The organism is Streptomyces sp. NPDC046909, from assembly GCF_040644695.1.
Lineage (GTDB): Bacteria > Actinomycetota > Actinomycetes > Streptomycetales > Streptomycetaceae > Streptomyces.
Genome location: NZ_JBEYXC010000002.1, coordinates 246,208 through 258,704 on the forward strand (window position 1 = coordinate 246,208; position 12,497 = coordinate 258,704).

Annotated in this window: 14 protein-coding genes; 5 read left to right on the forward strand and 9 right to left on the reverse strand. The window is 71.3% G+C overall.

Annotated features, from left to right (window positions below):
• The first annotated feature begins 13 nt into the window (after positions 1-13).
• From ABZ928_RS05290 to ABZ928_RS05300, 3 genes are read left to right on the forward strand one after another with little or no spacing between them, the layout of a single operon-like run.
• Entirely contained in the window at positions 14-1,291 is a 1,278-nt protein-coding gene (locus ABZ928_RS05290) for a cytochrome P450 (RefSeq protein ID WP_361515152.1), read from the forward strand.
• The gene (locus tag ABZ928_RS05295; RefSeq protein ID WP_361515153.1) at positions 1,291-1,479 is read left to right on the forward strand and encodes a ferredoxin; all 189 of its coding nucleotides are present in this window, start codon (positions 1,291-1,293) and stop codon (positions 1,477-1,479) included. The genes ABZ928_RS05290 and ABZ928_RS05295 overlap by 1 nt, the downstream gene beginning before the upstream one ends.
• A 49-nt stretch (positions 1,480-1,528) precedes the next feature.
• Positions 1,529-1,834: a DUF1330 domain-containing protein gene (locus tag ABZ928_RS05300; RefSeq protein WP_361515154.1), complete on the forward strand. Its 306-nt coding sequence runs from the start codon at positions 1,529-1,531 to the stop codon at positions 1,832-1,834.
• Here ABZ928_RS05300 and ABZ928_RS05305 read toward each other — a convergent pair.
• Genes ABZ928_RS05305 through ABZ928_RS05315 form a run of 3 tightly spaced genes read right to left on the reverse strand, consistent with a single transcriptional unit; the run spans position 1,818 to position 3,789 of the window.
• Positions 1,818-2,642 carry an SDR family oxidoreductase gene (locus ABZ928_RS05305; protein ID WP_361515155.1) on the reverse strand — a complete coding sequence of 275 codons (825 nt, stop codon included), beginning with the start codon at positions 2,640-2,642 and terminating at the stop codon, positions 1,818-1,820. The genes ABZ928_RS05300 and ABZ928_RS05305 overlap by 17 nt on opposite strands.
• Positions 2,639-3,091 carry a VOC family protein gene (locus ABZ928_RS05310; protein WP_361515156.1) on the reverse strand — a complete coding sequence of 151 codons (453 nt, stop codon included), beginning with the start codon at positions 3,089-3,091 and terminating at the stop codon, positions 2,639-2,641. The genes ABZ928_RS05305 and ABZ928_RS05310 overlap by 4 nt, the downstream gene beginning before the upstream one ends.
• Positions 3,088-3,789, reverse strand: a complete 702-nt coding sequence (locus ABZ928_RS05315; protein ID WP_361515157.1) for a helix-turn-helix domain-containing protein — start codon at positions 3,787-3,789, stop codon at positions 3,088-3,090. The genes ABZ928_RS05310 and ABZ928_RS05315 overlap by 4 nt, the downstream gene beginning before the upstream one ends.
• 37 nt (positions 3,790-3,826) lie before the next feature.
• On the opposite strand from ABZ928_RS05315, the gene ABZ928_RS05320 reads away from it, so the two are divergent.
• Both ABZ928_RS05320 and ABZ928_RS05325 read left to right on the forward strand, forming a co-directional pair.
• A complete protein-coding gene (locus ABZ928_RS05320) occupies positions 3,827-5,113 on the forward strand; it encodes an acyl-CoA dehydrogenase family protein (RefSeq protein WP_361515158.1) in 1,287 nt (428 codons plus the stop codon).
• Positions 5,113-6,144 carry a phosphotransferase family protein gene (locus ABZ928_RS05325; RefSeq protein ID WP_361515159.1) on the forward strand — a complete coding sequence of 344 codons (1,032 nt, stop codon included), beginning with the start codon at positions 5,113-5,115 and terminating at the stop codon, positions 6,142-6,144. Before ABZ928_RS05320 ends, ABZ928_RS05325 begins: the two co-directional genes overlap by 1 nt.
• 3 nt (positions 6,145-6,147) lie before the next feature.
• On the opposite strand, the gene ABZ928_RS05330 is transcribed toward ABZ928_RS05325, so the two are convergent.
• The 6 genes from ABZ928_RS05330 to ABZ928_RS05355 are packed head-to-tail and all read right to left on the reverse strand — an operon-like array spanning position 6,148 to position 12,448.
• Complete coding sequence (locus ABZ928_RS05330; RefSeq protein ID WP_361515160.1) at positions 6,148-7,296, reverse strand: acyl-CoA dehydrogenase family protein; 1,149 nt, start codon at positions 7,294-7,296, stop codon at positions 6,148-6,150.
• Positions 7,296-8,432: an acetyl-CoA C-acyltransferase gene (locus ABZ928_RS05335; RefSeq protein ID WP_361515161.1), complete on the reverse strand. Its 1,137-nt coding sequence runs from the start codon at positions 8,430-8,432 to the stop codon at positions 7,296-7,298. Before ABZ928_RS05335 ends, ABZ928_RS05330 begins: the two co-directional genes overlap by 1 nt.
• Positions 8,417-9,217 carry an enoyl-CoA hydratase gene (locus ABZ928_RS05340; protein WP_361515162.1) on the reverse strand — a complete coding sequence of 267 codons (801 nt, stop codon included), beginning with the start codon at positions 9,215-9,217 and terminating at the stop codon, positions 8,417-8,419. The genes ABZ928_RS05335 and ABZ928_RS05340 overlap by 16 nt, the downstream gene beginning before the upstream one ends.
• Positions 9,214-10,395 carry a CaiB/BaiF CoA-transferase family protein gene (locus tag ABZ928_RS05345; RefSeq protein ID WP_361515163.1) on the reverse strand — a complete coding sequence of 394 codons (1,182 nt, stop codon included), beginning with the start codon at positions 10,393-10,395 and terminating at the stop codon, positions 9,214-9,216. Before ABZ928_RS05345 ends, ABZ928_RS05340 begins: the two co-directional genes overlap by 4 nt.
• Positions 10,395-11,153, reverse strand: coding sequence for an SDR family NAD(P)-dependent oxidoreductase (locus tag ABZ928_RS05350; RefSeq protein WP_361515164.1), 759 nt, complete (start codon positions 11,151-11,153; stop codon positions 10,395-10,397). Before ABZ928_RS05350 ends, ABZ928_RS05345 begins: the two co-directional genes overlap by 1 nt.
• Entirely contained in the window at positions 11,150-12,448 is a 1,299-nt protein-coding gene (locus ABZ928_RS05355; RefSeq protein WP_361515165.1) for an amidohydrolase family protein, read from the reverse strand. The genes ABZ928_RS05350 and ABZ928_RS05355 overlap by 4 nt, the downstream gene beginning before the upstream one ends.
• Positions 12,449-12,497 lie beyond the last annotated feature (49 nt).

Sequence of the window (12,497 nt, forward strand, 5' to 3'; positions counted from 1 at the left end):
GAGCCGAGCAGACGTGGACGACTTCGAGGCGATCGACTTCTTCCGGGACGAGGCGCTCGTCGCGGACCCCTACCCCTACTTCGAGGCGCTGCGCGGACGGTGTCCGGTGCAGCGCGAGAGCCATCACGACGTGGTGATGGTGACCGGGTACGAGGAGGCGCTCCAGGTCTACAACGACACCGACGCCTTCTCCGCCTGTGTCTCCGTGAGCGGCCCCTTCCCGGGCTTCCCGGTGCCGCTGGAGGGCGACGACATCAGCGGACTGATCGAGCGGCACCGCGACGAGCTCCCGATGAGCGACCAGCTGCCCACCCTCGACCCGCCGGTCCACACGGACCACCGCGCCCTGCTGATGCGCCTGATCACACCGAAGCGCCTGAAGGAGAACGAGGCGTCCATGTGGCACCTCGCGGACGGGCTCCTGGACACGTATCTCGCCCCGGGCGAAGGGGAGTTCATCGGCGGGTTCGCCGGTCCCTTCACCCTGCTCGTCATCGCCGACCTGCTCGGTGTGCCTGAGGAGGACCGCCAGGAGTTCATGGCGAAGCTCCAGCGCCGGCCGCAGGACGAAGCCGGGATCGGCAGCACGGGCGACGACACGATGGGCCACTCCCCGCTGCACTATCTCTACGGCCGCTTCACGACGTACATCGAGGAGCGCCGCCGCGAACCCCGCGCGGACGTCCTGACGGGGCTGGCCACCGCGGCCTTCCCGGACGGCTCGACGCCGGAGGTCGCCGATGTGGTCCGGGTGGCCGCCAACCTCTTCGCGGCGGGCCAGGAGACGACGGTCCGGCTGCTCAGCGCGGCCCTCCGGCTGATCGCCGAACAGCCGGAACTGCAAAGCCTGTTGCGCGCCGAGCGCGACCGCATCCCGAACTTCATCGAGGAGACGCTGCGCACGGAGAGCCCGGTCAAGGGCGACTTCCGGCTGTCGAAGGTCCCGACGACGGTCGGCGGGGTCGACATCCCGGCGGGCACTACGGTGATGGTCCTCAACGGCGCCGCGAACCGCGATCCGCGCCAGTTCGAGAACCCGGCCGCGTTCGACGTCGCCCGGCCGAACGTCCGCCGCCACATGGCCTTCGGACGCGGTGTGCACGCCTGCCCCGGTGCCCCGCTGGCCCGCGCCGAGGCCCGGGTGACCGTCGAACGGCTCCTGGACCGCACGACCGACATCCGGATCGCCGAGCGCACCCACGGCCCGGCCGACGCCCGCCGCTACTCCTACGTCCCCACCTTCATCCTGCGCGGGCTCACCCATCTCGACCTGGAGTGGAGCGCCTCCTGATGAAGGTCACCGTCGACGACGACCGCTGCCGGGGGCACGGCGTGTGCTGCTCGCTGTGCCCCGAGGTGTTCGACATCGGCGACGACGGCTACGCCGTGGTCGAATCCCCCGACGTCCCCGCCGAGTTCGAGGACGTCGTGCGCTCCGCCGCCGGGATGTGCCCCGAGCGCGCCATCACCCTCACCTGACCCATAGCTTCGAACACCTAGCTTCGAACGCCCAGCTTCGAGGAGAGCTATGCCGAAGGCGTACGTCATCGTCACCGAGGCCATCAAGGACCCGGCCGGCATGGCCGCTTACGGCCGCGCCGCCGCGCCCTCGCTCGCCGAGAGCGGGGCCGCCGTCCTCGCCGCCGACACCGCCCCGCAGGTTCTGGAGGGCGAGTGGCACGGCGACCAGACCGTCGTCCTCGAATTCGAGTCGGTGGAGGCGGCGCGGGCCTGGTACGACTCCCCCGCGTACGCGAAGGCCCGGCCGCTGCGGCAGGCGGCGGCCGAGTCCCACGCGGTGATAGTTACGGGCTTCGTCATGCCCGGCGCGTAGCCAGGGCCGCGCCCACCCCGCCGTCCACGAGTACGTCCACGCCCGTCAGGAACGACGCCTCGTCGGAGAGCAGGAAGGCCACGACGGAGGCGAGTTCCTCGGGGCGGCCCTCGCGGCCCAGCGCCGAGCCGTCGACGAGCGCCTTCATCGACGGGTGGTGCTCCGCCTCCTGGAGCCCCTGCGGGGTGGCGACGATCCCGGGCGACACCGAGCACACGCGTGCACCGACGGGTCCTACGCGCATGGCCTCCCGCTGGACGAGGCGGTGGACCCCGCGCTTGGCCCAGGAGTAGGCGACGCCCGGGTCCTCGACGGCCGGGCCGAGGGCGTCGCGCAGGCGGTCGAAGAGCCCCGCGTCCAGCGGTTCCGCCAGCGCCGCGTCCGCCGCCGGGTTCGGCTGCGCGATGCCGATGTGGGCCGCCATCGAGGCGAAGCACACCATCGCCGTCCCGGCGGTCGCGAGCGGACGCAGCGCCTCGGCCAGCAGGGCCGTGCCGACGAGGTCGACGGTGAGGATGCGGCGCCAGTCGGCCATGGTCGGGGAGATGCCGGCGGCATGGGCGACGGCACGCAGCGTGCCGAGTCCGGAAGCGCGGTCCGCGAGACGCGCGAGCCCCTCGCGGTCGGTGATGTCGAGGGCGTACGGCTCCACCGCCGCTCCCTGTCCCGCGAGCGCGTCGGCCGCCTCGGTCACCGTCTTCTCGTCCAGGTCGACGAGGAGCAGCCGGTCCACCGTGCCGGTGAGCCGCCGCGCGCACTCCAGCCCCATGCCCCGGCCCGCACCGGTCACGATCCCCACCGTCGTCACGACGCCACCCCTTCGCTCCCCCAGAACTGCTCAAGGAGCGGCTGGAGTTCACGGCTCACCAGCTCCACGCGCGGCCCGGTGCCACTGCGGTGGAAGGCCCAGTACGGCGCCCCGTCCGGCCGTTTCCCGATGGCCTCCGTCTCGTAGCCGTACCGTGCGAGCTCGGCGGAGTCCGCGGCCACGTCGTCGGACCAGTAGCCGAGGTGGTGGACGCCCGGGCCCGGCTCCCACAGCGTCCCCGGGATGCTCCGTACGAGCTCCAGGCGGGGCGTGGTCGTGGAGTACAGGTTCCTCAGGTCGAGGACGGCGTCGCCGCTCGGCAGGGTCACCTGGGCGGCGGCGCCCATCTCGGCACACCACTCGTAGCCGAACACGGCCGACAGCTCTGCCGCCGCGGCGGCGAGGTCGTCGACGACGATCCCTATGTGGAACTGGTCGGCGGCCTTCACGGACCCACCTCCTGATCGGTGCCCTTCATTCGGCCCACCTCCTGATCGACGGTACGGAGCAGAAACCGCGTGATGTGGTCGACGTCGGCCGCGCTCGGCCGGTCCCGTCGCCACAGGTGGTCCGCGAGCCTGCCCACGGTGGCGTGGGCGGCGAGGGACGCGTCCAAGTCCGGGTCGGCGCTGCCGAGTTCGGCGTACGGCTCCCGCAGCAGCGTCGCCAGCAGGCCGGCGGCGGTCGGCGGCCCCGCGAGGAAGCCCTCGGCCACCGTGCCCGCGTTCCACATCACGGCGAGGGTCGTGGCCGCGGTGTCCTCGTCCCTCGCCTGGGAGAGCACGCCCTCCACCCACCGACGGACCTTGCCCTGCGGCGTGGGCTCCTTCGCCATCTGGTGGGCGAGGTAGCCGCACAGCCGCTCGGCGCCGTCCTCCATGAGCGCGGCGACCAGGGCGTCCTTGGAGCGGAAGTGCCGGTAGAACGCCTCGTTGGACAGCCCGGCCGCCGCCACGATGTCCGCCACGCGGGGGCGCGAGGCCGTGCCGCGGGCGCGCATCACCTCCAGGGCGGCGTCGAGGAGCGCGCGCACCTCGGTCGCGTAGTGGGCTCCCCGACTCGCCAGCGCACGCTGCGCGATGCGGTCGGCGACACCACCCTGATCGGTAACGCTGTTCCGTGACTGGGGAATTGTGTTCTCGTTCATGAGAACGCTATTCTGACAGCCGCCGGAAGGAGACACAATGTCGTGGGACTTCGAAACCGAACCCGAATTTCAGGCACAGCTCGACTGGGCGGACCGCTTCGTGCGGGAGGAGGTCGAACCCCTTGATCTCGTGTGGGACGGCCTACAGTTCACCCCGCCGGACGAGAACCTCCGCAGGGTCCTGGACCCCCTGAAGAAGGAAGTGCGCGCCCACGGCCTGTGGGCGACCCACCTCGGCCCCGAACTGGGCGGCGAGGGCCACGGCCAGGTCAAGCTCTGTCTGCTCAACGAGATCCTGGGCCGCGCCTCCTGGGCCCCGATCGTCTTCGGCTGCCAGGCCCCCGACACGGGCAACGCCGAGATCCTCGCCCACTACGGCACGGCGGCGCAGAAGGAGCGTTATCTGCGGCCGCTGCTGGAGGGCGAGATCTTCTCCTGCTACTCGATGACCGAGCCCCAAGCCGGTGCCGACCCCAAGGAGTTCACGACCCGGGCGGTGCGGGACGGCGACGAGTGGGTCATCGACGGCTGGAAGTACTTCTCGTCCAACGCCAAGACCGCCGCGTTCTTCATCGTGATGGCGGTGACGGACCCCGAGGGCGACCCGTACAAGAGCATGTCGATGTTCCTGGTCCCGGCCGACACCCCCGGCATCGTCATCGAGCGGAACGTCGCTCTCGCCGGTGAACCGCAGGAGCGGGGCACGCACGCGCTGGTGCACTACGAGGGCGTACGGGTCCCCGCGGACGCGCTGCTCGGCGGCGAGGGGCAGGCCTTCGTGATCGCCCAGACCCGGCTCGGCGGCGGCCGTATCCATCACGCGATGCGGACGATCGGGCTGGCGGGCAAGGCTTTCGACATGATGTGCGAGCGGGCCCTGAGCCGGCACACGCAGGGCGGTGTGCTCGCGGACAAGCAGTTCGTGCAGGGACACATAGCCGACTCGTGGGCGCAGCTCCAGCAGTTCCGGCTCGCCGTGCTGCACACCGCGTGGAAGATCGACAAGTTCAACGACTACCGCAAGGTCCGCAAGGACATCGCGATGGTCAAGGTGCTCCTCCCCGGCGTCCTGCACGACATCGCGCACCGCGCGATCCAGGTCCACGGCGCCCTCGGGGTCAGCGGCGACATGCCGCTGTTCCGGATGCTCCTCGGCGCGAGCGTGCTGGGCATCGCCGACGGACCGACCGAGGTCCACAAGGTGACGGTCGCCCGCCAGGTGCTGCGCGACCACAAGCCGAGCGACGGCCTGTGGCCCAGCGCCTACCTCCCCCAGCGCGTCGAGGCCGCGCGCGCCAAGTACGCCGAGTTCCTGGAGGCCTGATGATCGACGTCGAGCGGCTGGCGGCGTGGCTGGACGAGTCCGGGCTCCCCGGCAAGGGCGAACCGATCGAGCACAGTTACGTCTCCGGCGGCGCCCAGAACGAGATCTACGAGATCCGCCGCGGCGAACTCCACTGCGCCCTGCGCATCCCGCCGGCCGCCGCCCCGGCCGCCCGTGACGAGGGCATCTTCCGGGAGTGGCGGATCATCGAGGCGCTGAACGGCACGGACGTCCCGCACACCGAGGCGCTCGCGGTCTGCACGGACCCGGACGTCCTGGGCCGCACCTTCTACCTCATGGAGTTCGTCGACGGCTGGTCCCCGATGAACGTACGACGGGGCTGGCCGGCCCCGTTCGACACGGACCTGGAGGCACGGGCGGGGCTCGCGTACGCCATGACCGAGGGCGTGGCCCTGCTCTCCCGGGTGGACTGGAAGGCGAAGGGCCTGGCCGACCTGGGCCGCCCCGACGGCTTCCACGAACGCCAAGTCGACCGCTGGACGCGCTACTTGGAGCGCGTGAAGGGCCGCGAGCTGCCCGGCTTCGAGACCGCGGCGGCCTGGCTGCGCGCCCACAAGCCGCTGGACTACGTCCCCGGGCTGATGCACGGCGACTACCAGTTCGCCAACGTCATGTACCGCCACGGCGCCCCCGCCCGTCTCGCCGCCGTCGTCGACTGGGAGATGGGCACGGTCGGCGACCCCAAACTCGACCTCGCCTGGATGCTCCGCGGCTGGCCCGAGGACACCGGCGCCCCCGAGGCGGCCACGGCCCTGTACGTCGACCTGACCGGCATGCCGTCCCGGGAAGCCCTCATCGAGCGCTACTCCGAGGTGTCCGGCCGCCAGGTCGACGACATGGACTACTACGACGTCCTCGCCCAGTGGAAGCTCGGCGTGGTCCTGGAACAGGGCTTCCAACGGGCGGGCGACAACGAGAAGTTGCTGGCGTTCGGGCCGATGGTGCTGGACCTGATGAAGAGCGCGGCCGAGCTGGCGGAGACGACGGCGTACGGGTCACAGTCCCAGTGACGGTCACAGTCCCAGTGACTTGGCGATGATGACCTTCATGACCTCGCTGGTGCCGGCGTAGATACGGGTGATCCGCGCGTCGGCGTACAGCCGGGCGATCGGATACTCCGTCATATAGCCGTAGCCGCCGAAGAGTTGCAGGCACCGGTCCACGGCCCGGGCCTGCGTCTCGGTGCAGAACAGCTTCACCCGTGCCGCGTCCGCTCCGGACAGCTCCCCGGCGACGAGTTCGAGGACCGCCCGGTCCAGCACGGCCTGGGCGGCCTCGATCTCAGCGGAGACGGCGGCGAGTTCGAACTTCGTGTTCTGGAAAGAGGCGACAGGCTTCCCGAAGACCTGCCGCTCCCGGACGTAGTCGACCGTCGTGTCCAGCGCGGCCCGCGCCTGCGCGACCGAGCCGACCGCGACCGTCATCCGCTCCTGCGGGAGGTTGCGGCCGAGATAGCGGAAGGCCGCGCCCTCCTCCCCGAGCCGGTTGGCCACCGGGACGCGCACGTCGTCGAAGGCGAGCTCGACGGTGTCCTGGACCTTGATGCCCATCTTGTCGAGGACCCGGCCACGGGTGAAGCCGGGCATGCCGTCCTCCACGACCAGCAGGGTCAGGCCCGCCCGGCGGTTGTCGGGCTCGGTGGAGGTGCGGGCGACGACGATGACCAGATCGGCGAGGAGTCCGCCGGTGATGAAGGTCTTCGACCCGTTGAGGACGTACGTCTCCCCGTCGCGCACCGCCGTCGTGCGGATGCCGGCCAGGTCCGAACCCGTTCCCGGCTCGGTCATGGCGATGGCCGTCAGCAGCTTCCCCGCCGCGAGACCGGGGAACCAGCGGGCGCGCTGTGCGTCATCGGCGTAGGCGAGGAAGTACGGCAGGATGACGTCGAGTTGGGTGCGGACGGTGCCGAGGGTCACCAGCGCGCGGGCGGCCTCCTCCTGGAGCACGACGTTGTAGCGGTAGTCGTCGCGGCCCGCTCCCCCGTACTCCTCCGGTATCGCCATGCCCAACACACCCAGGGCGCCGAGCTGTTCGAAGAGCGATCGCGGAAGGCGGCCGTCCTTCTCCCACTCGGTGTACCGCGGGACCACCTCCTTGGCCACGAACTCCCGTACCAGCGTGCGGAAGTCCTCGTGGTCGCCGTCGAAGACAACGCGTCGCATCACACCCCCAGGAGTTCGAGAACCGTGGCGTTGGCCGTGCCGCCGCCCTCGCACATGGTCTGCAATCCGTAGCGGATGCCGTGGGCGCGCATGTGGTGGATCATGCGGGTCGCGAGGACCGCGCCGGACGCGCCGAGCGGGTGGCCGAGCGCGATGGCACCGCCGAGCGGGTTCAGCAGGGCCGGGTCGGCGCCCGTCTCGGCCAGCCAGGCGAGCGGGATCGGCGCGAAGGCCTCGTTCACCTCGAAGACGCCGATCTCGGCGAGGCCGACACCGGCCTTGCGCAGCACCTTCTCGGTCGCGGGGATGGGGCCGGTGAGCATCAGCACCGGGTCGGCGCCGACGACCGCCCCGGCGCGGTAGCGGACGAGCGGGGTCAGGCCCAGTTCCCGGGCCTTCTCCGGTGTCGTCACCAGGAGCGCCGCCGCCCCGTCGGAGATCTGGGAGGAGTTCCCGGCGTGGATCACCCCGTCGTCGCGGAAGGCGGGCTTCAGCGCCACCAGCCGATCGACGGTACTGCCCCGCCGTACGCCCTCGTCGGCCACCACGTCCGCCACCGGCACGGTCTGCCCGTCAAAGGCACCCGCGTCCTGCGCGGCCGCCGCCCGTTCATGGGACAGCACCGCGTACTCGTCCAGCCGGGTCCGCGAGAACCCCCACTTCTCCGCGATCTTCTCGGCGGAGATCCCCTGGTTGAAGGAGAAGTCGTGGTAACGGGCGAGGACTTGGGGCCCGTACGGCATCCCCGTCGCCCGCGCCGAGCCGAGCGGCACCCGGCTCATGACCTCGACCCCGCCCGCCACGACGACGTCCTGCTGTCCCGACATGACGGCCTGCGCGGCGAAGTCGAGCGCCTGCTGACTCGATCCGCAGGCCCGGTTGACCGTCGTGCCGGGGATCGACTCGGGCCAGTCTGCGGCCAGGACCGCGTAGCGGCCGATGTTGCTGGACTGGTCCCCCACCTGCGACACACAGCCCCAGACGACGTCGTCCACGACGGACGGGTCGATGCCGGTGCGCTCCTCCAGCGCCCGCAGGACCACGGCGGAGAGGTCCGCCGCGTGTACTCCCGCGAGGCCGCCGTTGCGCTTGCCGACCGGGGTGCGGACGGCCTCGACGATCACTGCTTCGCGCATGACGGTTCCTCCGAATCTCGGTACCAGCGGCCGGTGAAGCGTGGTGCGCGTCGCTCGGCGAACGCGGCGTACGCCTCCGGTACGTCGGTCGTGGCGAAGTTGACCGCCTGGGCGCGGGCCTCTCCGGCGAGCGCCTCGCGCAGGGTGTGGTCGGCGCCCTCGTTCAGGAGCGCCTTGGTCTGGGCGAGGGCGACGGGCGGTCCGGCCGCCAGGCGGACGGCGAGGTCGGCGACGTACGCGTCGATCTCCTCGCCCGGCACGACCCAGGTGACGAGGTGCAGCGAGCGTGCCTCCTCCGCGTCGATCATGTCGCCCAACAGGGCGAGCCGTTTGGCCTGTTGGAGGCCCGCGAGCTTGGGCAGCAGCCAGGTGCCGCCGCAGTCCGGGGAGAGGCCGCGGCGGGTGAAGATCTGGGAGAAGCGGGACTCCGGGGTCGCCACCACCAGGTCGCAGCCCAGCGCGAGGTTCCAGCCCGCGCCGACCGCGACGCCGGTGACCTTGGCGATGGTCGGGATCGGCAACTCGTGGAGCAGGAGGGCGACTTCGTTGAGGGCGCGGAGTTTGTCGAGGGGGCTTCTGGGGTCCGCCGCCTTGAGGTCGGCGCCCGAGCAGAAGGCTCCTCCGGCGCCGGTGAGGACGAGGGCGCGTACGCCGTCGTGCGGTGCCCGGGTGAGCGCGTCGCGGAGGGCGCTCCACAGTTCGGGGTCGAGGGCGTTCTTGCGGTGCGGCCGGTTCAGGGTCAGGGTCCGTACGCCTCCGGTGTCGCTCGACAGCAGGACGGTCACTCGGTGAACTCCCCGTCGCCGAGGCCGAGTTCGGCCAGGATGCGCGCGGTGTGCTCACCGAGGGCGGGTACCGCGCCCATCGGCGGGTCGTATCCGGCGATGACCGGCGGTGGCAGCAGTGCCGGGACCGGGCCGCCCGGGGTGTCGATCCGGCGCCAGCGGTCGCGGGCCGCCAGGTGCGGGTGGGCGATGACATCGCTCGGTGTGTTGTAGCGGGCGTTGCCGATGCCCGCCGCGTCCGCGCACCGCTGGATGTGCGCGAGGTCGTGGCGGGCGCACCAGGCGCCGATCTCCGCGTCGAGGAGTTCCCGGTGCGCCACTCGGCCCGGGTTGGTCCGGAAGCGTTCATCGTCGGCGAGGTCGGGGCGGTCGAGCAACTCCCGCGCCAGGCGCTGCCATTCGCGGTCGTTGGTGGTGCCGAGGACGACGGTCCGGTCGTCGCCGGTGGGGTAGGCGCCGTACGGTGCCACGGCCGGGGAGCCCATGCCGCGGGGTTCCTGGTCGACGCCCGAGTGGAGGGTGTAGGTGAGGGCGTAGCCCATGAGTTCGGTCATGGTGTCGAAGAGGCTGACCGTGACCGGGCGCCGCTCCCCCGCGTGCAGCAGCGCCACGACGGACAGCGCCGCGTACAGGCCGGTCGTGGCGTCCGCCATGGGTGGTCCCGGTTTCGCGGGGGCGCCGGGCCGCCCTGTGATGGCGCAGGCGCCGGACTCGGCCTGGACGAGGAGGTCGTAGGCCCGCTTGTGGGAGAGGGGTCCGCCCTGGCCGTAGCCGTCGATCTCGACCGCGATCAGGTCGGGGTGGCGGCCGGCGAGGTCCTCGGGGGCGATGCCGAGCTTGGCCGTGGTGCCCGGGGTGAGGTTGGAGACGAGGACGTCGGCGCGGTCGAGGAGCCTGTGCAGGACCGCCATTCCGGCCTCGGACTTGAGGTCGAGAGTGATCGACTCCTTGCCGCGGTTGGCCCACACGAAGTGCGCGGCCATGCCGTGGACCACGTCGTCGTAGTGGCGGGCGAAGTCGCCGCCGTCCGGGTTCTCCACCTTGATGACCCGGGCCCCGAGGTCGCACAGGGTCCGGGTGCACAGCGGGGCGGAGACGGCCTGTTCCAGGGCGACGACCGTGACGCCCGCCAGCGGGGCCCAGCCTTTCGGACTGCTCGGGCTTGTCGGGATGGGCATCAGATCACCAGTCCGCCGTCCACCGGCAGCACCTGCCCGGTGACGAAGGAGGCCGCGTCCGAGGCGAGGAACACGAAGGCGCCGGCGACCTCCTCGGGCTCGGCCCAGCGGCCCAGCGGGATCCGGGCGAGCATGGTGGCGGCGAACTTCTCGTGGGTGCGGATGGTCTCGGTCATGGGGGTCGCGGCCAGCGGTGCCAGGGCGTTGACCTTGATCTGCTTGCGGGCCAGTTCCCGGGCGAGGGACTTGGTCATGCCGATGATCGCAGCCTTGGCGGCGGAGTAGTTGACCTGGCCGAGGGTGCCGGTGAGGCCCGCCGACGAGGTGACGTTGATGATGCGTCCGGTGCCGTCGAGCGGCAGGAACGGGAGCGCGGCCTGGGAGCAGGTGAAGGTGCCCAGGACATGGATGTCGAGGAGGCGGCGGAACGTCTCCTCGTCGAGGTCGGCGAACATCGCGGGCGCGGTGATGCCGGCGTTGTTGACCAGGATGTGCAGGGTGCCGTCGGCCGGCGAGGCCGCCCTGCTCACGGCGGCCTCGGCCGCGCCCCGGTCCCGTACGTCCAAGGGCGCGCTGTCCGCCGTACCGCCCGCGGCCGTGATCTTCCCGGCGACGGCCGCGGCGGCGGTCCCGTCAACATCGGTGACGAGGACGGCCGCGCCCGCCTGGGCGAGGGCGTGCGCGACCGCGGCCCCGATGCCCCCGGCGGCGCCCGTCACCAGCGCCGAGCGCCCCGTGAGGTCGAAGAGTGCGGTCACTGGGCGGCCGCCGCGACCGCCGCCTTGGCCTTGGAGCGGAACGCGGCCAGCTTCTCAGCGGGCTCGATCAGCTGGTGGCTGCGCGAGCGGACGCTGACGTCGTGCCCCTCGGCCGCCTTGCGCAGCGCGCCGACCGTGGCCTGCTCGCGCGGGAGGTGGGCGAAGGGGTCGAAGGAGTACCAGCGCATCGCGTTCTCGTGGGTGATCTTCGCCGTGTCCGAGTCCGGGACGTCGCACGCCTCCAGTACGTCGTGCAGCTGCTCCGGCGCGTCGGGCCACAGGGAGTCGCTGTGCGGGTAGTCGCCCTCCCAGCAGATGTTGTCGATGCCGATGTCGTGGCGCAGCCGGACGCCGAGCTTGTCGGTGATGAAGCAGGTCAGGAAGTGGTCACGGAACACCTCGCTCGGCAGCTTCCCGCCGAAGTCCTGGAGGGTCCATGTCGAGTGCATCTCGTAGGTGCGGTCGAGGCGCTCCAGGAAGTACGGGATCCAGCCCGTGCCGCCCTCCGAGAGGGCGATCTTCAGGTCGGGGAAGTCCTTGACGGGGCGGGACCAGACCAGGTCGGCGGCGGCCGAGACGATGTTCATCGGCTGGAGCGTGATCATGACGTCCGGCGGTGAGTCGGGAGCCGGGATGGCGAGGCGGCCCGACGACCCGATGTGCACGGACATCACGGTGTTGGTGTCGGACAGGGCCCGCCACAGCGGGTTCCAGTACTCGTGGTGGAAGCTCGGGTAGCCGAGCACGGCCGGGTTCTCGGTGAAGGTCAGGGAGTGACAGCCCTTGGCGGCGACCCGGCGGACCTCGGCGGCGCACAGTTCGGCGTCCCAGATCGCGGGCAGCGCCATGGGGATGAACCGGCCCGGGTAGGCGCCGCACCACTCGTCGATGTGCCAGTCGTTGTACGCCCGCACCAGCGCGAGCGAGAAGTCCGCGTCCTCGGTGGCGAACAGGCGGGCCGCGAAGCCGGGGAAGGACGGGAAGTTCATCTGGGCGAGGACGCCGCCCGCGTTCATGTCCTTGATGCGTTCGTGGACGTCGTAGCAGCCGGGGCGGATCTCGTCGAGGCCCTGCGGTTCGACGCCGTACTCCTCCTTGGGGCGTCCGGCGACCGCGTTGAGGGCGGAGTTGGTGATGGTGACGCCCCTGAACTGCCATACGTCGGTGCCGTCTTCGCGGTGCACGAGCTGCGGGGCGTCCTTGCGGTAGCGCTCGGGGAGGTGGTTCACGAACATGTCGGGCGGCTCGATGATGTGGTCGTCGACGCTGATGAGGATCATGTCGTCCTTGAGCATCTGCCGTGCCTTTCAGTCTGCGGAGACCAGTCTTCGGGGATCAGTCGTC